Raw genomic sequence first — 22,835 nt, forward strand, 5'->3', positions numbered from 1 at the left:
CCCGTTTTCGCGTTCTACCCCTTCCCGCGATAGACTCGCGTCGCCGAAATGGCACGCCGCCTTAGCTCAGTCGGTAGAGCGCTTCACTCGTAATGAAAAGGTCGGGGGTTCGATTCCCCCAGGCGGCTCCAGTTCAGAGGCCCTTTCCGGTTCGCCGGGGAGGGCCTCTCTCGTTTCAGTGTGCCAACCGGCGGGAAATCCGTCCTGCGGCTCACCGGTTCAGAGCGGCCCCCGCCGCCTTCGATTCGTCCGCATGCGTGGCAATCGGGCGGTCGTCCGACACGCGACACCCAGCGCCAGGAACTCGGCGCGCTGCGCGTTCTCGAGCGCCGCGAGATGCGAGCCGACCCAACCGGTCCCGGGTCGTGGACGGAACAGACGCCTGGTATCTCGCGCAGCCTGCGCATCGACTGGTCAGTGTCCGTTCGGTCGAGATCGGGCACGTTGTGCGCCGTTGAAGCCGATCTCGCACGCGCATCTCGACGTCACCATTGCTGCTGTGCTCCGTTGTTGCAGGACCACACCTGGACCCGTCCGGTGAGCGTATGGCCGTTGGTGGTCAGCGCATCCAGGCACAGGCGATCATTCAGGCCGTTGCGCAGGCTGTGGCTGGGCCCGGCGATCCACCGCTGCTGCGCGCCGCCGTTGCAGGCCCATACCTGGACGACTCCGGTGAGCGTGCGCCCGTCGCGGGTCAGCGCGTCCAGGCACAGGCGTTCATCGAGAGCGTTGCGCAGACTGCCGTTGGGGCCGGGGATCCACCGCTGCTGTGCTCCGTTGTTGCAGGCCCATACCTGGACGACTCCGGTGAGCGTGCGCCCGTCGCGGGTCAGCGCGTCCAGACACACGCGTTCATTCAGGCCGTTGGGCATTGTGATGCCGGCCCCGGCCGAGCTGGCAGGCGCGAACACCATCATCGCCGCGGCAGCTACGACGGCCCCCCGGCCGAGCAGGCCGACGAGTCGTCGAGCCGAGCGCTCGGGCCGATTACGTCCCGCACGTACTACCCCGGCAGAAAGTGGATTCTTCACTGGTATTCCCTTCATGGCGCATTCGCCTATCGGTGCGTATTGCCTTGCTGCAGCGGATTTTTCCGACTTCGATGAGAGAAACGTAGCCAGCGCGGAATGTCGGATTCTTAATGAACGCTTTCGTACGAGGGTGCCTGGGCACGAGATGTTCCCGAGGTGCGAACATCCTCGGGGACGGTGAGTTACCCGCGGCACCGGTGCGGGCGGCGCCGCACAAGGGTGAGCAGACTCCGCCAGCCGAACTGGGACCGGCGGGCAAGGAACCGCATACCGTGGTGCACGGCGCGGGCCAAGCGGCCGACCACTCGTGCGACACCGCGCACCACGCGACCTCGAATTCGACCTATCGGGTCGTGGCTGAAACCAGCTCTGACCTGCTCTGCCTCGGTGGCCTTCGTCGCGCTGATCGTGTTCCGGATAGTGCACGGCGGTGACCGGGAAGTCGGTCACCTCAGCTGCAGATCGTCGATCGACCCTCGGCTGAAATGGACTCCCTACATCGCAGAAGAGGACTTCGAATATCGACAGCGGTGGTCTGCCCGGGCGACAACATGCCGAGGTTCCCGGCGCGGAGCGGGTTGCGAAGGGGGTGTGGCGGCGGAGTTTGTGACCGGGCCGAGGGCTGCGGTAAAACATGTGCGACCGCACAGACACGGTCGTCCGATCTTCACATCCGTTGTATGAGAGGACTTTTCAGCACATGGATCCAATTCTCGGTCAGATCGCGATCTTCACTTACGGCTGGACACCGCAGGGCTGGTACCCGTGCAATGGGGACATCCTGAAGGTCTCCGACCACCAGGCGCTGTTCAGCTTGATCGGCAACAAGTTCGGTGGCGACGGCAGGACGACCTTCGCCCTGCCGAACCTCAAGGCTGCCGGTGAGACGCTCGGCGACAACCTCCTCTACGCCATCGCCACCGAGGGCATCTACCCCCAGCGCCCGTAGACGCGGAGGTTTCAGCGGCGCGGGTACTGGCCGGCGACCGTTCTCTACATACCACTGAATAGTGCAGGGCGGGTATCGGAAAGTTCCGGTGCCCGCCCTTGCTGTAGGTGAACCAGTCCTTGTACGCCGTGGGCTGGACGCGATAGCGGCATGGCCGGATGTGTGCCGATCGGGTGGTCTTCTTCGGTCTACGCTGTGCTGCAGCAGTTCAGTGTTGTGAACGGTAAGGATCGAAGCGTGCCCCCGACCCCTCGTAGTCGCCGCCAGCCCACGCAGGATCGAGCCAAGGCGACGCGGAACCAGATCCTCGACGCCGCCGCGAAGTTGTTCGGGGAGCGCGGGATCACCGAGACCTCGACCAATCGGATCGCGGTGGCGGCCGGAGTCAGTATCGGTACGGTGTACCGCTATTTCAACGACCGCTCGCGAATGGTCGACGAGCTGTTGGACCGGCTGCTCACCGACATCGAAACGGCGTTCACCACCTCGATGTTCAGTCTCAGGGGCATGTCCACCCAGGAGATTTTCACCGCGATCTTCGGTGTCATCACCGACGTATTGGTCGCCAATGCCGGGCTGCTGCGGGCGCTGATCGCGGGCGTGCAGTTCTACAGCAGCGGCCTTCCCGAGTTCGAGCCGCGGTTGCGGCTGATGATCAAGATGCTGGTGATCCAGATCCTGGGTCCAGGCGATGACCACAAATACGACGTGATGGCCTCGGTCGTGGTCAACACTGGATTCGCGGCGGTGCTGCGCGCCTCGGCCCTCGATGTCGATGGCAGCGAGCGCCGTGAACTCATCGCAGCCACCGCTGAGATGGTCGCGACGTGGTTCGACGAGCATCAGCTCCCGAACCGTGATCTCACCTGGTAGTCCGCTGGCAGGAACCTGACCTCGAAGTAGAACCCTCCGTCTCCGGAGCCACGGCCTCGATTCCATGTTGCATAAATTTCTTTGCACAGATATTTGTGCAAAGAGTACGTTGTAACTATGGCCGACGAGGTACCGCCCCGAGAGATCACCGATCCCGCAGCGCTGCGCGCGCTCGCGCATCCCCTGCGTCAGCGCATCCTGCGCGCGCTCGCCGAGAACGGACCGGCCACCGCGACAGCATTGGGCGCTCGGCTGGGCGAGAACACCGGCGCGACCAGCTACCACCTGCGCCAACTCGCCGAACACGGCTTCATCGAAGAGGCGCCCGAACTGGCCAAGGGCAAGGAACGGTGGTGGCGTTCGCCGCCGAAGGACCTGCGCTACCGGATGGATCGCGAGCAGTCACCGGAGCTCCGTGAGTTGATGGAAGGTCTTGTCGCGCAGCACATCGCCGAAGACATCGAGATGTTCCAGCGCTTCCAGGCCGAGCGTGCCGAGCTGGGCGAGTGGGCCGACATGATGCCCTTCTCGCGTGGCGCCATCTACGCGACGCCGGCCGAACTCGAGGAATTCTTCGAGGACTACATGACGCTGCTCAAGCGTTTTCAGCAGTCGCACCCGCAGGATCGCCCGGGCGCCCGCCGTGTGCTGACGCGCTTCCTCGCCTTCCCCGCACCTCGCACGAACACCGCAAACTAGGACTTGGCGTGCTCTCTTTCTTCCGGCGAATCATCCTGCTCACCTTCATGATCACCGTCGTCACCGGATTTCCGGCGGCGCACGCGCAGAACACCACCACCGTCGACATCACCGTCACCCGCTCGGACGGCACGACCACCGCGGGCACCGTGCATGCTCCGGCGGGCGCGTCCGGCAGGCCGGGCGTCGTGCTCGTCCACGGATCGGGCGACGGCAGCGGCGAGCACTACGACCATGTCGCCGAGGCGTTCGCCCGCGCGGGCATCGTCGCGTTGCGCTACGACAAGCGCACCGAGGATTACACGCCGTCGCACCGTGACTACTCCCTCCTGGCCGACGACGCGCTGGCAGGCGTTGCCGCACTGCGGAATCGGCCCGAGGTGGACGCGGCGCGAGTGGGTTTGTGGGGCCTGTCGGAGGGCGGATGGGTCGCGCCCCTCGCCGCGTCGCGATCCGCCGACGCGGCGTTCTTGATCACGATCGGCGCGAATTCGGCCGCACCCGCCGCGCAACAGAACTGGGCGAACGAGACGCGGTTCGGTGCGGCGGGCGTGCGCGGTTCGATGGTCGATGTGCTGGCCCGCAACGGTATTCGTCAGCTGGTCGCGGCCGGTCAGTTCGCCCAAGCCGACTACGACCCGATCCCGGTGCTGGAGCGGATCACCCAGCCGGTCCTGGCGATCTGGGGTGATCTGGACCGTCTGACCCCACCCGGTGACAGTCTGCGCGGCTTCCAGACCGCCTTCGAGCATGCCGGAAAGACGAACTACACGCTGCGCACCCTCCCGAACGCCCAGCACGCCGGACAACCGACCACCGATGGCTTCGACAAACTTCCCGGTTTGGCGCCGGGATATGGCGAGCTCATGGGTGATTGGGTCAACGGGCTTCCCGGCGCCGCGACACCACCGACAACGGATCAACCTGCGGCACAGGGGCATTCGGTGCGGGCGCTGACTCCCGCCGCATGGTGGGAATCGACCGCGGTGCAGCTGACCTTGCTGTTCGGCATGATCCTGGCGCTGGGCGGCTACGCGTGCACCGGAACGGTCCGCTCCTGGCGACTGCCCGATCGGCTGCCGGCGCGAGTGCTGTTGTGTACGACGGTGATCGGCATCCTCGGCACGATCGTCCAGCTCGGCTACATCCTCACCACGCGCGCAACCTCGTTCGGCCCCTTGCTGTTCGGCCGAACCCTGCCCTGGCTGGCATTGCAGCTGATCGCCTTCGGCGCGGTGGTCGCGCTCGGTTTCGTGCTCGCCCGCGCCCGTCACACCCTCGCCGGTGCGAGCGCCGGAGCGCGGACCCGATGGGTCCTCTTGGTCTGCGGTGGAACAGGTTTCGTGCTCTGGGCGCTGTACTGGGGTCTGCTGCTCCCTTGAACCTACGAGAAAGGCCCCCGACGAGGTCGGGGGCCTTCTTCGCGGTTACTCCTGAGCCGATCGCCGTTGATCGGTCTCAGGAGAACTGGCTCGGGTCAGCGGGCAGCGACGTTGCGGCGGGTGGCCCGAGAGTTCATGGAGCTGCGCAGGATCTGGTGCAGAACGGCGTCGAAGGCGTCGGTGTCTTCGACATTGCTGAGGTGGCCGTGCGGCAGCACGTGGAAATCGGCCAGGTGGCCGGTGCTGCGCAGGGTGTCGACGATCGGGCGTGACAGGCGCTGTGGCAGCAGCCGGTCCCTGGCGCCGGCGATCACCGTGGTCGGCACGGTGAGGTTGGCGGTGCCCGCCGACAGATCCATGTCGGCCATCGCGGCGGCGTGGCGCCCGCGCGCGATCGGACGACAGGAGCGGATGATGCCCATCGCGAAGTCGACCTCGTCGGCAGTGGCCTCGGGGGTGAGAATGCGACTGCGCAGAACCTGCTGGGTGAGCCAGCCGCCGGGGATCGGCAGCGGCGCGAACAGCAGCGACTCGCTGACCGGCTGCGGCATCCGTACCGGTGCGCCGAGCAGCGTGACCGGGTATTGCGCGACGGTGAGCTGCTTGTTCAGCAGCGGCAGCATGTCGGTTTCCCAGCGGATCGCGGCATTGGCGGTGTTGGCGAGCAGCACGGCGGACGCGCGTCGGGAGACCTGTTCGGGGTGATGCTTGGCCCAGGCCTGAATGGTGAGCCCGCCCATGCTGTGCCCGGCCAGGACCGCTTTCTCGTCTTCGCGCAGCGTCGCGTCGAGGACGGCGGACAGGTCGTCGGCCAGGGTGTGTTCGCTGGGGGCGGCGGTGCCGAGGGTGGAGGCGCCGTGGCCGCGCTGGTCGTAGCTGACCACGCGGTACTCGCCGGCGAAGGCGGTGATCTGCGGGTTCCAGTATTCGATACTGCAGGCCCAGCCATGGATGAGGACCAGGGTGGGGGCGGTATCGGGACCGTAGACGTGGACCCGGAGCTGCGCGCCGTCCGCGGTGGTCACCGGGACGACCCGGTGCTCGACGGTGGGGGCGTTGAATTTCGCGGTGGCGAAACTGCGGGTACGCAGCCCGGCACGGAACTGTGCGGTCAGTGCGCCGGTCTCGAGGTGAGAGACCATGGATCGCGCTGCCGCGAGCGTCATCATCGACTTCGCAAGCATTGTCGGCACTCCTTTGTGTCGTAGGCCACCGTACAGTGCAAGCCAGGGTGCTAGCTAGTGTTAGCGGGTCACAGTGTCCCACTTGTTGTGAACTGGGTCACCGAGCGTGCTGACATTGTGAAATCGCCTGAAATCAGCGAAAAATTACACCGGATGGGCACGATCGGGCATCGGTCGCGCTGGCGGCGGCGGACGGCCGCCGCTACCGTATTGGAGTGGACAAAACGCACGTCACGGCCGAGTTTTCCGGCGCGGACCCGAACCGGGGTACCGCGCGCTCGACCTGGCAGCGGATGACGCCACCGCTGCTCGCCGCCGGTCTCGGCGTCGGCACGCTGGCCCTGCTGCATTTCCGTGACCCCCACATCGAGGGTTCCTACGGGCTGTGCCCGGTGTACGCGCTGTTCGGGGTGTACTGCCCCGGGTGCGGCGGCATGCGCGCGATGCACAACCTCACCGACGGCAACATCGTCGACTCGCTGCACAGCAATCTGCTGGCCCTGCCGCTGACCGTGGCCTTCGCGGTCTTCGTCATCGACTGGATCCTGCGCGCTCGTCGCGGACAGCGGTGGCGCGTGCCCGGGCTCAGCGCGGTGACCGTGTGGTCTTTCTTCGGCCTGCTCGCCCTCTATACCGTGCTCCGCAACACGCCATGGGGAACGTGGCTCACCCCCGTCTGACGCTGGTTCGCGAGCTGATTACCGGGCACCCTGGAGATATGGGCGATTCACTGAAAGACAGAGTCCGGCGGAAGTTGCAGCGTCAGCTCGCCCAGGACGGACCCGACCCCGAGCAGGACGACGCCAGGACCATCTCGGTCGCCGACGATCTCGAGGCGCTGGAGATGGTGCAGGCCGACGATCCGCTCATCGAGGAATTGGCCCAGCGCTATCTGGTGTTCTGATGCGCCTGCCCGCCCAGCGGCGGTAGTTGCGGCAGCGGCTTGGTCCCGAGCCAGATCGCGAACAACCCACGCAACGGCGCCACGCTGTAATGACCGGCCAGGTCGACGAACTCCTCCGTTGTAATAGAGGAATGCAAGAAGCGCGCGGTCCATTCGCGAATCAGCTCGAAGAACAGATGGTCGCGTAGTTCCAGCCGCAGCGCGTGCAGGGTGAGCGCCCCGCGCTTGTAGACCCGGTCGTCGAACATGTCCTTGGGTCCGGGATCGCCGACGATGATGTCCTGCGGCTGACGCGCCAGGTTCGCGCGCGCCGCCCGCGCCAGCTGATCGGCGGTCGGTCCACCGGACGCTTCGGACCAGATCCATTCCGCGTAACAGGCGAAACCTTCGTGCAGCCAGATGTCCTGCCACCGCTTCAGCGTGAGGCTGTTGCCGAACCATTGATGCGCGAGTTCGTGTGCGACAAGACGTTCCGCACCGCGCTTGCCATCGCAATGGTTGGCACCGAAGATCGAAATGCCCTGCGCCTCGATCGGAATGTCGAGCTCGTCGTCGGTGACGACCACGGAGTAGTCGTCGAACGGGTACGGTCCGAACCGCTCGGTGAACAGGGCCATCATCTCGGGCTGACGCGCGAAGTCGTGTTCGAAGCTCGCCCGTAACCGTGGCGGGATGACCGCGTGCATCGGTACGGGTTCACCGACGGCGCCGACCCGGTACTTGCGGTAGTTGCCGATCTGGATCGTCGCCAGATAGCTCGCCATCGGCTCGGCCATCTCGTACACCCAGGTGGTCTGGCTGGCCTTGGCCTGCTTACCGACCAGGGTGCCGTTGGCCAGCGCGTAGAACGGGCTGTCGGTGGTGATCGAAATCCGGTAGGAGGCTTTGGAACTCGGGTGGTCGTCGCACGGGAACCAGGACGCGGCGCCGTTGGGCTGGCTCGCCACCAGCGCGCCCTCGGTGAGCTCTTCCCAGCCGACCTCGCCCCACGGGCCGCGCACCGGCTTGGGGGTGCCCGAGTAGTGGACGGTGATCTCGAGAACGCCACCGGCGGGGATCTTCTGCTGCGGCGTGAGCGCGAGCTTGCCCTGCTGATGGACGAATTTCACCGCCTTCGATCCGTTGACGAGAACCTTCGACACCATCAATGCCTGCGACATGTCGAGGGTGAACCACGGCCGCACCGCAGTGGTGACCGCGATGATCACCGCACGCCCGGCGAGCCGGTTGCTGGCGGGCCGGTAGCTCAGCTCCAGCTCGTAGCGGGACACGCGGTAGCCGCGATTGCCGTTCTGCGGCAGGTACGCGTCGATGGGGTCCTCGTAGAACTTGCTCCGCATCAGGCGGCTCCGCGCTGCCTCGACTCCCGCGTCGAGGCGGGATCGGTCCAGTGCGCGATGGGATTGCCCCACCAGCGAGTCGACGGCGGAACCACGTCGCCGCGCATGACGAGCGACGCCGGGCCGATGGTGGCGCCGGCACCGATGTGGGCGGCGGGCAGGGCGACGCAGTGCGGGCCGAGGGTGGCGCCCGCGTCGAGTGTCACGGTGTCCATGGACATGATGCGGTCGTGGAACAGGTGTGTCTGCACCACGCAGCCGCGCTCCACGGTCGCGCCGTCACCGAGTGTCACCAGGTCCGCCTCCGGTAGCCAGTAGGACTCGCACCATACCCCGCGGCCGATCTTGGCACCGAGTCCGCGAAGCCACAGATTCATGACGGGAGTACCCGTGGCGGCCCGCGCGAACCACGGCGCCGCGACGGTCTCGACGAAGGCGTCGGAGACCTCGTTGCGCCACACGAACGAGCTCCACAGCGGGTACTCCACCGCGCGAATCCGCCCGACGATCAACCACTTGGCGGCCACCGCGATGGCACCGGCGACAGCGCCCGCGGCCATCAGTACCAGACCTGAGACAAGAGCCGCGACAAGGTAATCGGTGTGCTGAGCGATCAACGCCAGCACGAGCAGCACGCCGAGACCGATGGCGAAGGTCACCATCACCGGGATCAACCGGCAGGTCTCCACGAAGGCACGGGCCAGCTTGAGCCGCAGCGGCGGATCGAACGTGCGCGAGGTGTCGCTGGATTCGGTCGCGCGACGAAGCCGCACCGGCGGGCTGCCCAGCCAGGACGAGCCTGCCTTGGCCTTGTTCGGCGCGGCCGAGAGCACCGCGACCAGACCGTTCTTGGGCACGCGCCGACCGGGCGCGGTCATCCCCGAATTGCCGAGGAAGGCGCGCTTGCCGACCTTGGATTCGCCGATGCGCAGCCAGCCGCCACCGAGTTCGTAGCTACCGATCATGGTGTCGTCGGCCAGGAACGCACCGTCGGAGATCACGGTGAACTTGGGCAGCATCAGCACGGTCGACGCTTCGACGTTCTTGCCGATCTTCGCGCCGAGCAGGCGCAGCCAGACGGGGGTGAGCAGGCTGGCGTACAGCGGGAACAGGAACGTGCGGGCGGAATCGAGCAGGCGTTCGGTGGCCCACACCTGCCAGCCGGTCCGGCTGCGCACGGGGTGGTAGCCCTCGCGCAGACCGATGCTGAGCAGCCGCACCGCGAGCACGGTCGCCACGGCGTACACGCCGAGACTGAGCAGCGTGGCGAGCGGCAGGATGGCGAAACCGTGCAGGGCGGCGGCGCTGATCGTGGTCTCCTCGCGGACCCACCACGCGATGAAGGTGCCGCCGACGGCGAGGCCGAACACGGGCATCGCGGCCAGCACCATCGACGACAGGCCGAACACGACCAGCCAGTGCCTGGCGCGTTCCGGGGAGTGGTCGGGCCAGCGGCGCGGTGCCTTCCCGGTCTTGGTGGCGGGCGAACCCGCCCATTCCTGTTCGCCCTTGACCTTGCCCGAGACGGCGGAGCCCGGGGCGATCTCGGCCTTCTTGCCGATCTTGGTGCCGGGCAGCAGGATCGAGCGGGCGCCGATCACCGCGCCGTCACCGATGGTGATACCGCCGATGTGCACGATGTCGCCGTCGACCCAGTAGCCGGACAGGTCGACCTCGGGTTCGACGCTGGCGCCGTCGCCGAGTTCGAGCATGCCGGTGACCGGCGGCAGGCTGTGCAGGTCGACGCCCTTGCCGATCTTGGCGCCGAGCGCGCGAGCGAACGGAACCATCAGCGGTGCGCCGGACAGGCTTTCGGCGCCACTGGCCTCGGACAGGCGTACGGCGGCCCATAGACGCAGGTGCACGGCCGAGCCGCGGGGGTAGGACCCGGGCCGAAGTCCGGCGAGCAGAATTCGGGCGCCCGCCACGCAGATCGTCATGCGGCCGATCGGCGAGATGAACAGTACGAACGCCAGCAGAATCCACCACCAGGACAGGCGTGGCAGCCACGGCAGCGAGCCCGACCAGCCCGCGATGCCCGAGACCACGGTCAGCCACGTGACCCACTGCAACCCGGTGAGGGTGGTCAGCGGGACCGTGGCCAGCACCTGGGCGATCTGGGCGCGCAGCGGCGTCGGCTGCACGACGCGCACGTCGACGGCCGCGACCGGTGCGCTGCCGTCGAGCAGTTCGACCAGCGAACCGAGCCGCGGGTGGTCGTAGAGATCGGCGACGGTGACGTGCGGGTACCGCTCACGCAACGCGCCGACGAGCTGCGCCGCCGACAGTGAGCCGCCGCCGAGATCGAAGAATTCCGCGTCGAGATCGGTGGGCTGGGTGCCGAGGATCGCGTCCCACAGGTTCGCCACCCACGCCGCGGTGCCGGACAGTCCGGTCTCGGGTTCGTCGGTCGACGGCAGCGGCCATGGCAGTGCGTCGCGGTCGACCTTGCCGGAGGTGCGGGTCGGCAGGTCGGCGACGACAGCCAGTCGCGGCACCAGCGGAGCCGGAAGTTGTTCGGCCAGAATCTCTCTGGCCTTCTTCACGTCGAAATCAGGACCGGCGCCGGTGAGGTAGCCGACGAGAATCTTGTTGCCGGCCTTGGTGGTTCGGATCGCGGCGGCCGCGCCGCTGACACCCGGCAGATGCTGGAGCGCGTTGTCGAGCTCGCCGAGTTCGATGCGGCGGCCACCGATCTTGATCTGGTCGTCGGCGCGGCCGAGGAAGATCAGGCCCTCGCGATCGTTGCGGACCAGATCCCCACTGCGATAAGCGCGTTCCCACCCGAGGGAGGGCAGCGGCGCGTACTTCTCGGCGTCCTTGGCCGGATCGAGGTAGCGGGCCAGTCCGACGCCACCGATCACGAGTTCGCCGGTTTCGCCTTCGCCTACCGGGTTGCCTTGCGGGTCGACGACGGTGAGGTCCCAGCCGTCGAGCGGCAGGCCGATCCGGACGGGCATCTCGCCGGTGAGCAGCGCGGCACAGGCGACCACGGTCGCCTCGGTGGGCCCGTAGGTGTTCCACACTTCGCGGTCGGCGCCGGTCAGCCGTTCGGCCAGCTCCGGAGGTACCGCTTCGCCGCCGAAGATCAGCAGTCGCACCGATTCCAGCGCCTGGGCAGGCCAGGTCGCGGCCAGCGTCGGCACCGTGGAGACGATGCTGATCTCGCGGCGCATCAGCCATGGGCCGAGGTCGGCGCCGGTGCGCACCAGATCGCGCGGCGCCGGAACCAGGCAGGCGCCGTTGCGCCAGGCCAGCCACATTTCCTCGCAGGAGGCGTCGAAGGCCACCGACAGGCCGGCCAGGACCCGGTCGCCGGGGCCGATCGGGGCCTTTCGCAGGAAGAGCCGGGCCTCGGCGTCGACGAAGGCGGCGGCATTGCGATGGGTTACCGCAACCCCTTTCGGGGTGCCGGTGGAGCCGGAGGTGAAAATGATCCACGCGTCGTCGGCGGGGGTGGGCAGGGTGTTCCAGTCGTGGTCGCCGGTGGCCGTGGTGGCCGACTCGATGCCGTCGCCGGTGGCGATCGCGCTCACTCTCGCCTCGCCGAAGACGAGCCTGGCTCGCTCCTGCGGGTCGTCGGCGTCGACGGGCACGTAGGCGGCGCCGCAGTAGAGCACGGCCAGAATCGTCACGTACAGCGCGGCGGAGCCCGAGGGCATCCGCACGCCGACCCGGTCGCCCGGTCGCACGCCCGCCTCGGTGAGCTCGGCCATCCTGGCCTCGATCGTGGCGATCAGTTCCATGTAGCTGAGCACGACGGTGCCGTCGTCGATGGCCGGTGCGTCCGGGTGTGCGAGGGCGGTGCTGGTCAGGATGTCGACCAGGGTGCGCGGCGGCGCGGCGAGATCCGCGCGCAACAGCGGGTCGCGCAGGACCGCCGGTACCTCAGTGTGTGGCTCGAGCATCGTGCTCAGTCCACCTCTCATCGGTTGACCCCCATCGGTGGTGTCTGTTGTTTCATGAGCGGGTTACCGGAGGGCAAACAGGATGGTCACCAGATGCCAACGGTACTCGGTGCGGGTGTTGCCGGACGGCAGCGAAAGGCGTGCCGTCGGCGCTGTTCACGACGGTGATTCCGGCAATTCGCCGAGGGCGGTGACCGCCAGCCGGTGCAGCGTCCGCTGTTCGTCTTCATCCAGGCCGCTCAGCACGCGGGCGGTGGCCTCGGCGATCAGCTTGTCGGTGCGTTTGCACTGCTTGCGCCCGGCCTCGGTGATCCGCAGCCGGTATTTGCGGCGATCCTTGCCGTCGCGGGTGCGCTCTACCAGGTCGGCGCGTTCCAGCGCGTCGATCAGGCGGACGACTTCACTGCGGTCGATACCGAGCGCGTCGCCCACCTTCTTCTGCGTCAGGTCGGCGTTTTCCTCGATGAAGGTGAGCACCCAGTGATCGCGCAACGGGACGCCGATCTCGGCGTGCAGCGCCTTGGTGAGCCGTCCGAGCGCGTACACCGGGTAGCGCGGAAGGCCGCGGACGGAGTTCGTGTTCGTGGACATGAGAGGGAACTCTAGCAAATAGTGGAGGTGCCCAATCATCTTGGGTGTCCATCATGGGGTGCGTAGATGGTTGGAAACTGGGTGTGATCAGGCAACTCGGGGGCAATCGGTCAGGGGTAACCGACCACGTTGCGTGCGCGTGGCGAGCGCCCGGACTGATAGGTCTCGGCGCGGCGCCGGACCTGAGCGTGGATGCTCGATGCGGGATCGAGATCGGCGAGGTCGAACGAGATCTTGCCGCCGTGGTCATGGTGGATGACCAGGGAATCGTCGAGGACGCGGTAGACCGCGCGAACCTCACCGTCGGCCCAGGCTGCGACGTACCGCACCGCGACAGCCCGGTGCAGCGCGAGTCGCCAGTACTTGCTGGTTCGCTCGCGCAATCGGTCCGCGTCGACGCCGTCGTACCAGCTGGGCTCCGTGATGTGCGAGGAGCTGCCCGCCTGTGCCCAACGGTCGGCGGCGCTCAGGTCGACCCACAGGATCTCGCCGTCGCCGACCTGGTGCCCCGCGCGGGTCACGCGGCGTGACGGCGGCCGCCGGGGCGGTTTGGCGCGGGTGCCGACGACGGTGACGGCGGGCGTGCCGGGCAGTCGCGTTGCCGGGTCCACGGGCTGGTAGCCGGGATTGTCCTCGCGGACGAAGCCGAGGACGCGGTCGAACGCCGACAGGCCCGGTGCGGGGGCGCAACCGTCCAGGCACAGCAGGGTGCGGCCGAGCGCGAAGACGAGGTCCGCCGCGATCGAACCCCGCTTGTCCTCGTCGAACGCGCGGGTGAGGACCTGTGCGGGGACGATCACGATCGAGGTATCCGAGGGGCTGGTGTGCTCGGCGCAGCGGGTGAGGTGACCGACGTGCGCCGACTCGGACTCGGCGTAGAACAGGTAGTACGCGGTGGCGCCGAAATGCGCTGCGGCGTCCTGCAGATCGGCTCGCTGCGCGGAAGGCAGAGCAGCCGATTTGATCGGTTCACCCTGTCTGGCCCGCTTGGCCTGGATGAGTAACCGCACTTCGCTGGCACCTGAAGGGTCCTGCACGCTGTAGATGAAATCCGCACCGACTCCACGCCTGCCACGGGCACGGTTACCGCCCTCCTCCGGTCGCGTCAGCAGCCGGAGGCCACCCGATCCCGTCGCCTGCGTCGCCGACCCCCACGACGTGCACCGCCGCGGCGGCACGCAATCGGGGCACGGCGCGTCGATGCGGTAGTCGACCCCGGTGAGATGGCCGAGCAGGATCTCGGTGAACGTCTCCTCCTGCCACGGAAACAGCCGCGCGCCCAGGTGCTGCAGCCGGTATACGCTCTGACAACTCAGCCGCCGCGCCGCGATCGGGTCGACGAAGATCTCCGCTGGGAACTCAGACATCGAGTGGGATCTCGATCGCCGGGCGGAGCGCTTCGAGCTGGGTGACATAGGTGCTGAGCACCCGCTCGTACAGGTCGTCGACCTTGGCGTGGCGCACGGTGATCACCATCGAGTAGCGGATCGGCTGTGCGTTGACGGTGGGATGGCCCGATTCCCTGGCGGTGTGGTGGATGTCGAAGACCGGGTTGCGCAGGCTGTTGACGCGCTTGCTCCGCTCGGCGTGCAAGACGGTGTCCCACTTGTGGGAGTCACGGCGCAGCACGGCCTCGGGGTCGAGTTCGGTCGCGCGGAAGAACGGAGCCGAATCCGGGTGGATTCTGGTCGGTTCGGCGAACCGCTCGTCATGCGGACGGAACGTGACATCGAGGCCGCTGCGGGTGTAGCTGCCCGGGTCGGCGGGGTCGACCGGGGTAGCGAAGACCAGGGTCGCCCGAATGCGGACCATCCCGGCGGGAAGCGCTGCGGGGAGCGGAATCCGGGCGCGCAGGTATTTCGCGGGGGTGAGCTCACCCTGATAGAGAACTCTGGCTTCGCCGTCGCCGCACAGAACCATGTCGGCCAGGGTGGCGGCGATACGGCCGTGTCCTGAGTCGGAATCCGGTGAACTGGTGCGTCTTTCGGCAGTGTGCACGAGCAGGGCCTTCAGGTCTAGCGCACCGAGTTTCGGGCCGAACAGGGTGCGGGCGCCCAGTGCGGCGCGCAGGGCCATCGGGGCGGCGAAGCTGGTGCCGGAGTCGGGAACAGCGGTGCCGTCCGGTTCGACGACGTGGAACGGTTCGTGATCGCTGCCGCCGAAGGCGAGCAGGTCGGGCTTCACGGTGCCGGGGGAGCGGCCCGGCCCGATCGCGGAGTACGGCGCGCGATTCCATTGCGCTCCCACCCGATCCGACGAACCGACCGCGAGCGCGTTGACGCTGTCGGCCGGAACCTGCACGCGCGCATTGCCACTCGGCTTGTCGGCCTCGCCGTTGTTGCCGACCGCGATGGTGGCCAGCGTGGTGCCGTCGCTGAGGTAGTCGTCCCAGAACGCGGTCCAGGCGTGCACTTCGTCGTCCTCGATGGGGAGTTCGGGCCCGATGCTGACATTGACGAACTCGTATTTGCGTTGGCGCAGCACGGTATCGATGCGCTCGATGGCCGAGTACAGCTCGCACTGGTCGTCGTCGGTGTCCTCGTCGAGCACCTGATAGTGGTCGATGTAGCCGTAGGGGACCGGGACCGGCTGGACGGGGTCCACGCTGCCGAACAGCAGCGCCGAGGTGACGCGGTGGCCGTGGTCGAGATAGGTGCGCTGCGGCGCGGCGCTGTCGGCGAAGGTGTGGGCGTCGACCCAGCGGGTCAGCGGAGTGCGTGCGGGGATCCCACCGTCGAAGACCGCGATGGTGAGTTCCCGGTCGGTCGGCTCGGCCGTCGGCAAGGCCGGGCGGAACGTCGACAGCGCTGTCCTGGTGGTGGTGTCGCGCCCGAGCTGGGTGCGCATGCGCGGCATGCGGCGGATCACCCTGGTGAAGGAGTAGCCGGCGAGCGCGGCGATGGCGGCATGGGTTCCGGTGACGGGGACGAAGGCCAGACCACCGTTGTCGAGTCGGCGGTCGATGGCCACGTCGAGATCGAGATCGCGGGAGAAGTCGAGCAGACCCTGCAGGGCGATGTCGCGATCGGAGTGCAGCACCAATTCGGCGACGGTCTCCGAATCGCGCGGTTGCGCTGTGAGTCTGAGCCTGTCGGCGGCGTTGTTGAGCCGGAATTCCGCCAGGCTGACGATTCCGATCTCGGCGCCGCCCAGCGGTGTATCGGCATTGATCCGCGCGGTGAGCAACTGCAGATTGACGCGGGTCGTCGCCAGGAACAGCAGGGTGCTCGCCCGTGGTCGGCCGTGCTCCGGCGCGATCGCCACCGGCCTGCTGCCCAGTGGATCCAACTGCATCGATGTGAGAAGTCGTGTGGGATAACCACTTTTGGACAGGTACTGCGGATGCAGAGTGACCGCCGTGACCGTCTCGTCCTCCGGGCAGGCCGTCTTCGGCAACGCGTCCGCACTCGAGGTGGCCGCGCTGAGCATCGGCGCGAGTCGGGCTCGCGCCTGCGCCACCGTGTACGGGGACTGCGGCGAGCCGCCCGATCTGCTGGGGGAGATGGGCGCGGTGAGTCGCTCACCGAAGCCGATCAGAAATCGCGGTCCCGCCACCGGTGAATCCCCCCAGCTGCCACGTTATTCCCGTCGATGCGTGAAACCACGAATGGTGTCGCGCGACACCCCCGTCAGCGCGCTGATCTGGCGCTGAGACAAGCCTGACACGCCCGTCAGCGTCTGTGCCAGCCGTAACCGATCCGTTTTGGGAAGTTCAGCTGCCAGTCGCGCGGAATGCTCGGCCATCAGCCCGGGCAGTAGCTGGTCCTCGAGCACGCAACGCCTGCGCAATCGCAACATCGCGCGCTCGATATCGTTGAACGACAAGCCCTTCGACGCCAGCGCGACCGCGTCCACCGCGCCGTCGGGCAGTGGCTGCCCGGCGAATCGGCGAATCGCCTCGCAGCGTTGCTCGGCCTCGGGCAGCGCGAACTCCACGCTCACATCGAAGCGCCGCCACACGGCCGGATCCAGCAGATCGGCGTGGTTGGTCGCGCCGATGACCAGGCCCCCGCCGGTCGGCCAGTCGTCGATCTGCTGGAGCAGCACCGTCACCAGTCGCTTCAACTCGCCCACGTCGCGATCGTCGTCGCGACGCTTGGCGATGGCGTCGAGCTCGTCGAGCAGCAGAACGCACGGCCGCTGCTTGGCGTAGTCGATGGCATGGCGCAGGTTGGTGCCGGTCTTGCCGAGCAGGCTGCTCATGATGGTCGCCAAGTCCAGGACCACCAGCGGCAGCGACAGTTGGTGGGCCAGCCAGGCCGCGGCCATCGTCTTGCCGACACCGGGCGGACCGACGAACAGCAAGCTGCCGGCCGGAGTCAGATCGGCGGCGGCCAGCCGGTCGGCCTGCCTGCGTTCGTCGACGATCTGGGTGAGCACGTCATAGGTTTCGGCGGCCAGGATCGGCACTTCGGCGGTGGAGCCGGGCGGGATCACCCGCAGCAGCGGCAGCCGGCTGTCGCCGTCGACCGGAATCGGCGTATCCACTTCCGCGCGTAGGGGATTGGCGCGCGTGGGGTTCTGGCGCAGCAGCGCGATCAGCGCATCGGCCAGTTCGGGACTGGCATGCCGGTGGCGGCGCGCGGCGCGGCGCACGAACATTGCGACGTCCTGCTCGCGCCCGGCGAGCGCCAACCTGGCCAGGTGGACGAATTCGTCGGGTAGATCGGCGCTCACGTCCGCCGAAGTGGAGCTCAAGGCGTGTGACATGGTCTTCTTCCGATCAACTACGTGGACTATTTTCGCTTCACTCGATCGTACGGCGTCCATCACGGGCAAAGTTCACCCCTTGTGTACCGGTTTGACATCGGACCCCACCCGCAGCGCCACATTGATCTGCCGAGCACTCAGCGCAGCGATTCCCTTCGTCGGATGCTAGTTCCGCCACGCCCCCTCATGGGCGATTCCCTTCGCGTCGGGCGTGCCTCGAAGCGTGCGGCGCGGTGCCTATGCGACGCCGAGCGTCCAGACCAGCGCCATGGTGAACGGGTGGCCGCGCAGGTCGGCCCACTTGGGTTTCGCCGCGAGCCAAGCGTCGTCCACCAGGGCCTCGGCCGCTTCGGTGAGGACCCAGCCCGCGTCGGTGCCCGCGGCGATGTGCTCGCTCAGCAGGTGCAGGTGGGTGCTGATCGCGATCGGATCGCCCCCAGCCGGGGTGTAGTGCGTCGGCATTCCGGTGACCATCATGAACTGTGGGTGGTAGCTGACGTGGGCGAACGTGGCTCCTGGGACAGCCAGCCGCGCGGCCTCTGTGTAGAACGGGCGCAGGTCCGGCAGATGTTCGTCGATCAGTGAGGAGATCACGAGATCATAAGTGCTGCTGGGCAATTCGGTAGCACACACGTCGGCTTTGGTGAGTGTGCGATGTACACCGCGTACGCGGGCACGGGCCAGCATGCCCGCGCTCAGATCGACGCCGTCGATCTCGGCGCTACTGCGGCTGCGCAACCACGCGCCGGTTCGCCCCGTCCCGCAACCCAGGTCGACCGCCTGGCGCACGCCCGCCCAATCCGGGCGGCGAAGCCGATCCAGCAGCGCCGAGTCCATCTCGTCCATCACGGTGCGCTCGTAGGTGTCGGCCCAGCCGTCGTAGCCGGTGGCGACATCGACGGTGGGGTAGTGGCGTCGGTCGAAATCGGCGAAGGCAGGCATCACCGGAGTGTCGCAAAGGAAAGCGCACGTGGACAACCGATTTCCCGCTGCGGTCGCGACGCTCCGACCGCCGCGCCGAACCGGGAGATCTCGTGCGTGGCCGGGGTCGGCTCCGAGCGCGCCGGCGATCGGTGGTTGACAGGTCCGGTGGTCGTCTGTCACTCTCGTTGCAGGTCACGAGTACCAGCGTTCAGCCCCGGCTTGCTGGTCGGCAACCCTCCTCCGCGGTGGGGTGCTCCGGGTGACGACCAGGCTGACGTCCGAATTGGGCGCGGCAAGCGCGGGCCACCTCTTCAGGAGCGGGTCCCTGAGCCGACGGGATTTCGTCATGACTGCTGTAATCGACCCCACCTGTGCCATCGCCGCCGTTTCCGGTGCCGACCTGCAGGTTCCGCTCGTTCAGGGCGGTACCAGCTCCTACGCCAACTTCGACTACGCGGCGAGTGCGCCTGCGTTGAAGCAGGTCACCGACCGGATTTCGCAGTTGCTGCCGTTCTACGCCAGCGTGCACCGGGGCGCGGGATACGCCTCGCGGATCTCCACCGAGTGCTACGAGGCCTCGCGGGGGTCCGTTGCCCGGTTCCTCGACGCCGACGACGACCAGGTCGTGGTGTTCACGCGCAACACCACCGATTCGCTGAACCTGCTGGCCGGGTGCGTGCCGGGGGAGACCGTGGTACTCGATATCGAGCACCACGCCAACTTCCTGCCGTGGGCGAAGCACGGTCGTCGCGTCGTGCGGGCCGCCGCCACGGTCGAGGAGACGATTCAGCGTGTCGTCGCCGAGCTGTGCAGCAAGCCTGCCGCGCTGCTCGCGGTGACCGGCGCGTCCAACGTCACCGGTGAGGTGCTGCCGCTGGAACGGCTCGCGACCATCGCCCACCTCTGTGGTGCGCGCATCCTCGTCGACGCCGCGCAGCTGGCTCCGCATCGCCGGATCTCCCTGCGCGAAACCGGGATCGACTACCTCGCCTTCTCCGGGCACAAGCTGTACGCGCCGTTCGGTTCGGGTGTGCTCGTCGGCCGGCGCGACTGGCTGGACGAGGGTGAGCCCTACCTGGCCGGTGGTGGTGCGGTGCGCAATGTCGGTGTGACAGAGGTCGAATGGGCGTGCGCGCCGCAGCGGCACGAAGCCGGTTCGCCGAACGTCCTCGGCGCGGCCGCTATTGCCGCTGCCTGCGATGCGCTGGCCGCCATCGATCCCACCGAACTCGTCGCGCACGAGCGCTTTCTGGCCGACCGGCTGCGTGACGGCCTGTCCGCGATCCCCGGCGTCGACCTGGTCAGTATCTGGTCCGACAGTCCCGACTGTGTGGGCATCGTCGCCTTCACGATCGCCGATGTCGCCCCTGGCAAAGTCGCCGCGTACCTCTCCGCCGAACACGCCATCGGCGTGCGCGACGGCCGCTTCTGCGCGCACCCCCTCCTCGCGAGCCTCGGCCTCGACGCCGCCCTCCGAGCCAGCATCGGCCTCGGCACCACCGCCGCCGATGTAGACCGCTTGATCAGTGCGGTAGCCACCCTGGTCAGCCAAGGCCCCGCCTGGAATTACGCCGCCACCGACGGGCACTGGAACCCGACCCCCGAAACCCGTCCCCTCAGCGCCTCTTCCCCCGCAGGCGCCGCCCCCTGCCTGATCGGCTGAACTCGTCACAGGCGAGATTCGCCGAACGTCGGCCGTCGAGACCTGCTCTCGGCGGCCGATATTCGTTTTCCGTCGAGTGGTATCCGTCCGAGAACCCGACGGACCGCTTCTCGGAAATTCCAGGTTTGGACTGCCTCCCAGCTGGGTAACGCCTGTCGAACCCGTCGCGATGAAGCCCCCGAGATTGCCCGACAATCAAAGGGGACACCGTGACTCGACCGATTCAGCCGCCCGACCCGTGGGCTCGTCCGCCCCGCCGACCCGAAAAGAAGCGGCGTTGGCCGTTGCTGGCCGGGATCGGAGTCGCCGGCGTGCTCGGTCTCTCGGTCGTCGCCGGTCTCAGTGACGACAACCCCTCACCGGCCGCGCGGACATCACCCACCTCGACCACCCGCGTCGTCGCATCATCGACCACGGCCAAGCCGTCGACGACCACCGCCGCCCCGACCACCACGACGTCCGCCGCCCCGACCACCACGATCGATCTCCCGCCGGCACCCATCGCACCCACCACCACTGCACCCACCACCACGATCGCGGCGCCGGCTCCACCGCCGGTCATCGTCCCCGGGCCGACCACCACCGTCGACCTCCCCGCCCCGCGGGTGGCAGCCGTCCCGGAGCCCGAAACGCCCGCGCCCGCCAGCGCCTACTACAAGAACTGCGCCGCTGCCAGAGCCGCCGGCGCAGCCCCGCTGCGCACGGGCGATCCCGGCTACCGCTCCGGCCTGGACCGAGACGGCGACGGCGTGGCCTGCGAATAGCGCCGATCAGATGCCGAGGCTGCCAGGCATCAGTCGAGGTCCGCGTCGAGGGCGTCCCAGGTGATGGTGACGTCGAGCGGATCAGTGATGGCGATCGCGAGGGGATTGTGCGCGCGGAAGCGGGTTTCGGTGGAGATGTAGACGCCTGCGGTATTGAGACGAAGGATCTCGATGGACTTCACGCGGCCGTCGTTGTTCTCCATGCGGACGATCCAGTACTGCTCGATTCCCAGGCGGGCGTATTCCGCTCGTTTATCCACACAATCGGCGGTAACCGTCGCCGGTGATACCACTTCGACGACCAGCAGGGTGTCGCCTGCTGTCGGCTTGGTTTTCCACTTGTCGCGGGGGTCTTCGATGCAGCGGTACACAATGGCGTCGGGGCGGCGGAAGTTGAAGGGAACCTCCGAGACCAGCATGTCCAGTTCGCCGCTGGCCTTCAGGCAGGGCTGCCCGGTGGCGCGTTTCCGGATCGCTTCCCGCAGGGACTGTTTGATCACGTCGGCGCTGGCGATGTGATTCGGCGAAGGTGAGTCGCGATGCACCAGCAGGCCGTCTTTGACCTCGATTACCCGAGCGAGGTCTTCCGGCATCGCCAAATACGTGTCCAGGTCGATTCTCGGAACACCGGCGCGCAACCACGACCAGTCGTATTCCTCGCTCATCGGACCAACCTAGCTGTGGCAGGTGGGTCACCGGCCTACACAGACGCTCTGATCAGGTGTCGAGGGCGGTGGGGCGGTGGTATTTGCCGTTGTAGTAGAGCAACGGGGCTGCGGAGGGGGACTCTTCGGTTTGGTCGTGGACTCGGGTGACCAGGCCTACGGCGAGGGTGTGGTCGCCGAGGTCGATGAGTTTGTGGAGGGTGGTGCGCAGCCAGATGGGGGTGCCGTGCAGGACCGGTTCGCCGGTGTCGAGGGTGGTCCAGAGGGCGCGGTCGGTGAAGCGGTCGGCGGCGGTCCGAGAGAAGCGGTGGGCCAGGTGTTGTTGGTGTTCGCCCAGGAAATGGATCACCACCGAGTCCGCGGCTCGCAACGCGTCGATGCTCGATGAGGTGTGCGCGATGTTGAACGACACCAGCGGCGGTTCCAGCGACAGGGAAGCGAACGAGGTGGCCGTGAACCCCACCGGTCCACTCTCGGCTCCGAGCGTCACCACCGTGACGCCGGCCGGATAGTGCCGCATAGAGGCCCGATACTGCTCAGCCGTAATCCCGCTCAGATCATCGGGAACGACCAGTCCGGTCTCAGAAGGTTGCACATCGCCCACCGCCCCCAACTTACGCCCGTTCGGCGCGCGTCCTCACGGTCGCTGTGTCCGTTTGATCCAACTCACACGGTCGGGATGGGAAGCCGAATTCAGTCGATATCAATCGGCAGACCCGCGGTGATACGGATGATTTCGCGGAAGTTGGTGCGGAACACGGTGTTCGGGTGGCCGCCCGCTGCCCAGACTTCGGGGTGGGCGGCGAGGGCGGTGTCCACCCAGGTGGGGAGGTTGGTGGGGTGGCCGAGGGGGGCCGTGCCGTCGACGGGCTGGCCGGTGATGCGTTCGGCCAGGGCGGTGGGGGCGGGGGTGAGGGTGCCCTCGAGGCGTTTGCCGGTGCGGGCGAGGTCCACGTGGTGATGGTCGGCCACCAGGATCAGGACGGGGTCGTCGTCGAGGAGGAAGACCTGGGCGGTGAGGATCGCGGTGGGCTGGGCGCCCATGGCGCGGGCGGCGTCGGCCGCGGTGGGAGCCGGCGTCTCGGGGCAGACGATGACGCCGTGGTGCCCGCGGGCGATGAGAGTTTCCGCGACCCGGCATGCGACCGGCGGCAATGACGACCTGCGCATGTCATCCAGAGTAGGTCGATTGCGGGAAATATGCTGTGTTACTTGGAGTTCTGGCGAACGCGAACCCGGCCGCTGCGC

The 22,835-nt window shown here is 67.6% G+C and carries 20 protein-coding genes, 1 tRNA gene and 1 riboswitch; of the genes, 9 read left to right on the plus strand and 12 right to left on the minus strand.

The genetic code is table 11. The annotated features are described in order from the left end of the window. The first annotated feature begins 55 nt into the window (after positions 1-55). Positions 56-131: transfer RNA gene (locus ACWGCN_RS21145), tRNA-Thr, on the plus strand. A 354-nt stretch (positions 132-485) separates the two neighbouring features. On the opposite strand, the gene ACWGCN_RS21150 is transcribed toward ACWGCN_RS21145, so the two are convergent. Beyond that, the gene (locus ACWGCN_RS21150; RefSeq protein ID WP_387445904.1) at positions 486-1,031 is read right to left on the minus strand and encodes a ricin-type beta-trefoil lectin domain protein; all 546 of its coding nucleotides are present in this window, start codon (positions 1,029-1,031) and stop codon (positions 486-488) included. A 700-nt stretch (positions 1,032-1,731) separates the two neighbouring features. Between ACWGCN_RS21150 and ACWGCN_RS21155 the strand changes: the two genes are divergently transcribed. The 4 genes from ACWGCN_RS21155 to ACWGCN_RS21170 all read left to right on the plus strand — a co-directional run bounded on the left by ACWGCN_RS21155 (position 1,732) and on the right by ACWGCN_RS21170 (position 4,934). Then, positions 1,732-1,980, plus strand: coding sequence for a phage tail protein (locus ACWGCN_RS21155; protein WP_379295948.1), 249 nt, complete (start codon positions 1,732-1,734; stop codon positions 1,978-1,980). 237 nt (positions 1,981-2,217) lie between these two features. Then, entirely contained in the window at positions 2,218-2,853 is a 636-nt protein-coding gene (locus ACWGCN_RS21160) for a TetR/AcrR family transcriptional regulator (RefSeq protein WP_452459090.1), read from the plus strand. A 117-nt stretch (positions 2,854-2,970) separates the two neighbouring features. Next, complete coding sequence (locus tag ACWGCN_RS21165; protein WP_378996426.1) at positions 2,971-3,552, plus strand: ArsR/SmtB family transcription factor; 582 nt, start codon at positions 2,971-2,973, stop codon at positions 3,550-3,552. An 8-nt stretch (positions 3,553-3,560) separates the two neighbouring features. Next, positions 3,561-4,934 carry an alpha/beta hydrolase family protein gene (locus ACWGCN_RS21170; RefSeq protein WP_452459089.1) on the plus strand — a complete coding sequence of 458 codons (1,374 nt, stop codon included), beginning with the start codon at positions 3,561-3,563 and terminating at the stop codon, positions 4,932-4,934. 95 nt (positions 4,935-5,029) lie between these two features. Here ACWGCN_RS21170 and ACWGCN_RS21175 read toward each other — a convergent pair whose 3' ends face one another. Continuing rightward, positions 5,030-6,118 carry an alpha/beta fold hydrolase gene (locus tag ACWGCN_RS21175; protein ID WP_452459088.1) on the minus strand — a complete coding sequence of 363 codons (1,089 nt, stop codon included), beginning with the start codon at positions 6,116-6,118 and terminating at the stop codon, positions 5,030-5,032. Positions 6,119-6,333: 215 nt separating this feature from the next. Here ACWGCN_RS21175 and ACWGCN_RS21180 point away from each other — a divergent pair, with 215 nt between their 5' ends. Together ACWGCN_RS21180 and ACWGCN_RS21185 are read left to right on the plus strand one after the other, a co-directional pair. Beyond that, positions 6,334-6,798 (plus strand): DUF2752 domain-containing protein, encoded by a 465-nt coding sequence (locus ACWGCN_RS21180; RefSeq protein WP_378996433.1) that lies wholly within the window; start codon positions 6,334-6,336, stop codon positions 6,796-6,798. A 38-nt stretch (positions 6,799-6,836) separates the two neighbouring features. Next, positions 6,837-7,022, plus strand: coding sequence for a hypothetical protein (locus ACWGCN_RS21185; protein ID WP_378996435.1), 186 nt, complete (start codon positions 6,837-6,839; stop codon positions 7,020-7,022). Here ACWGCN_RS21185 and ACWGCN_RS21190 read toward each other — a convergent pair. The 7 genes from ACWGCN_RS21190 to ACWGCN_RS21220 all read right to left on the minus strand — a co-directional run bounded on the left by ACWGCN_RS21190 (position 7,007) and on the right by ACWGCN_RS21220 (position 18,513). Next, a complete protein-coding gene (locus ACWGCN_RS21190) occupies positions 7,007-8,362 on the minus strand; it encodes a M1 family metallopeptidase (RefSeq protein ID WP_378996437.1) in 1,356 nt (451 codons plus the stop codon). The two genes, ACWGCN_RS21185 and ACWGCN_RS21190, sit on opposite strands and share 16 nt — an antisense overlap. After that, positions 8,362-12,270 carry a Pls/PosA family non-ribosomal peptide synthetase gene (locus tag ACWGCN_RS21195; RefSeq protein ID WP_452459087.1) on the minus strand — a complete coding sequence of 1,303 codons (3,909 nt, stop codon included), beginning with the start codon at positions 12,268-12,270 and terminating at the stop codon, positions 8,362-8,364. Before ACWGCN_RS21195 ends, ACWGCN_RS21190 begins: the two co-directional genes overlap by 1 nt. Before the next feature lie 156 nt (positions 12,271-12,426). Then, a complete protein-coding gene (locus tag ACWGCN_RS21200; protein WP_378996442.1) occupies positions 12,427-12,861 on the minus strand; it encodes a MarR family winged helix-turn-helix transcriptional regulator in 435 nt (144 codons plus the stop codon). A gap of 110 nt (positions 12,862-12,971) precedes the next feature. Further along, positions 12,972-14,228: a hypothetical protein gene (locus tag ACWGCN_RS21205; protein ID WP_449970213.1), complete on the minus strand. Its 1,257-nt coding sequence runs from the start codon at positions 14,226-14,228 to the stop codon at positions 12,972-12,974. Next, positions 14,221-16,416: a S8 family peptidase gene (locus ACWGCN_RS21210; protein WP_452459086.1), complete on the minus strand. Its 2,196-nt coding sequence runs from the start codon at positions 16,414-16,416 to the stop codon at positions 14,221-14,223. Before ACWGCN_RS21210 ends, ACWGCN_RS21205 begins: the two co-directional genes overlap by 8 nt. Positions 16,417-16,440: 24 nt before the next feature. Beyond that, entirely contained in the window at positions 16,441-17,571 is a 1,131-nt protein-coding gene (locus ACWGCN_RS21215; RefSeq protein WP_449970219.1) for an AAA family ATPase, read from the minus strand. A 237-nt stretch (positions 17,572-17,808) separates the two neighbouring features. Beyond that, on the minus strand, positions 17,809-18,513 hold the full coding sequence (locus ACWGCN_RS21220) for a class I SAM-dependent DNA methyltransferase (protein WP_452459085.1): 705 nt from the start codon (positions 18,511-18,513) through the stop codon (positions 17,809-17,811). A gap of 172 nt (positions 18,514-18,685) precedes the next feature. Then, positions 18,686-18,800: riboswitch (SAM riboswitch) on the plus strand. Between the two features lie 41 nt (positions 18,801-18,841). On the opposite strand from ACWGCN_RS21220, the gene ACWGCN_RS21225 reads away from it, so the two are divergent. Beyond that, complete coding sequence (locus tag ACWGCN_RS21225) at positions 18,842-20,158, plus strand: aminotransferase class V-fold PLP-dependent enzyme (protein ID WP_452459084.1); 1,317 nt, start codon at positions 18,842-18,844, stop codon at positions 20,156-20,158. A gap of 209 nt (positions 20,159-20,367) precedes the next feature. Continuing rightward, positions 20,368-20,922, plus strand: coding sequence for an excalibur calcium-binding domain-containing protein (locus ACWGCN_RS21230; protein ID WP_452459083.1), 555 nt, complete (start codon positions 20,368-20,370; stop codon positions 20,920-20,922). Between the two features lie 29 nt (positions 20,923-20,951). Here ACWGCN_RS21230 and ACWGCN_RS21235 read toward each other — a convergent pair whose 3' ends face one another. The 3 genes from ACWGCN_RS21235 to ACWGCN_RS21245 form a co-directional block, all read right to left on the minus strand. Then, complete coding sequence (locus ACWGCN_RS21235; protein WP_452459082.1) at positions 20,952-21,587, minus strand: Uma2 family endonuclease; 636 nt, start codon at positions 21,585-21,587, stop codon at positions 20,952-20,954. A 52-nt stretch (positions 21,588-21,639) separates the two neighbouring features. After that, the gene (locus ACWGCN_RS21240) at positions 21,640-22,107 is read right to left on the minus strand and encodes a flavin reductase family protein (protein ID WP_378638843.1); all 468 of its coding nucleotides are present in this window, start codon (positions 22,105-22,107) and stop codon (positions 21,640-21,642) included. Between the two features lie 173 nt (positions 22,108-22,280). Further along, a complete protein-coding gene (locus tag ACWGCN_RS21245; protein WP_452459081.1) occupies positions 22,281-22,757 on the minus strand; it encodes a YbaK/EbsC family protein in 477 nt (158 codons plus the stop codon). Positions 22,758-22,835 lie beyond the last annotated feature (78 nt).

The organism is Nocardia sp. NPDC055050 (assembly GCF_053608345.1).

Excerpts from the sequence above, each read along its gene's own strand:
- ACWGCN_RS21155 (WP_379295948.1), top strand. The coding sequence starts at position 1,732 with ATGGATCCAATTCTCGGTCAGATCGCGATCTTCACTTACGGCTGGACA.
- ACWGCN_RS21165 (WP_378996426.1), top strand. The coding sequence starts at position 2,971 with ATGGCCGACGAGGTACCGCCCCGAGAGATCACCGATCCCGCAGCGCTG.
- ACWGCN_RS21175 (WP_452459088.1), bottom strand. The coding sequence starts at position 6,118 with ATGCTTGCGAAGTCGATGATGACGCTCGCGGCAGCGCGATCCATGGTC.
- ACWGCN_RS21185 (WP_378996435.1), top strand. The coding sequence starts at position 6,837 with ATGGGCGATTCACTGAAAGACAGAGTCCGGCGGAAGTTGCAGCGTCAG.
- ACWGCN_RS21190 (WP_378996437.1), bottom strand. The coding sequence starts at position 8,362 with ATGCGGAGCAAGTTCTACGAGGACCCCATCGACGCGTACCTGCCGCAG.
- ACWGCN_RS21195 (WP_452459087.1), bottom strand. The coding sequence starts at position 12,270 with ATGCTCGAGCCACACACTGAGGTACCGGCGGTCCTGCGCGACCCGCTG.
- ACWGCN_RS21200 (WP_378996442.1), bottom strand. The coding sequence starts at position 12,861 with ATGTCCACGAACACGAACTCCGTCCGCGGCCTTCCGCGCTACCCGGTG.
- ACWGCN_RS21205 (WP_449970213.1), bottom strand. The coding sequence starts at position 14,228 with ATGTCTGAGTTCCCAGCGGAGATCTTCGTCGACCCGATCGCGGCGCGG.
- ACWGCN_RS21215 (WP_449970219.1), bottom strand. The coding sequence starts at position 17,571 with ATGTCACACGCCTTGAGCTCCACTTCGGCGGACGTGAGCGCCGATCTA.
- ACWGCN_RS21220 (WP_452459085.1), bottom strand. The coding sequence starts at position 18,513 with ATGCCTGCCTTCGCCGATTTCGACCGACGCCACTACCCCACCGTCGAT.
- ACWGCN_RS21225 (WP_452459084.1), top strand. The coding sequence starts at position 18,842 with ATGACTGCTGTAATCGACCCCACCTGTGCCATCGCCGCCGTTTCCGGT.
- ACWGCN_RS21235 (WP_452459082.1), bottom strand. The coding sequence starts at position 21,587 with ATGAGCGAGGAATACGACTGGTCGTGGTTGCGCGCCGGTGTTCCGAGA.
- ACWGCN_RS21240 (WP_378638843.1), bottom strand. The coding sequence starts at position 22,107 with ATGCGGCACTATCCGGCCGGCGTCACGGTGGTGACGCTCGGAGCCGAG.
- ACWGCN_RS21245 (WP_452459081.1), bottom strand. The coding sequence starts at position 22,757 with ATGCGCAGGTCGTCATTGCCGCCGGTCGCATGCCGGGTCGCGGAAACT.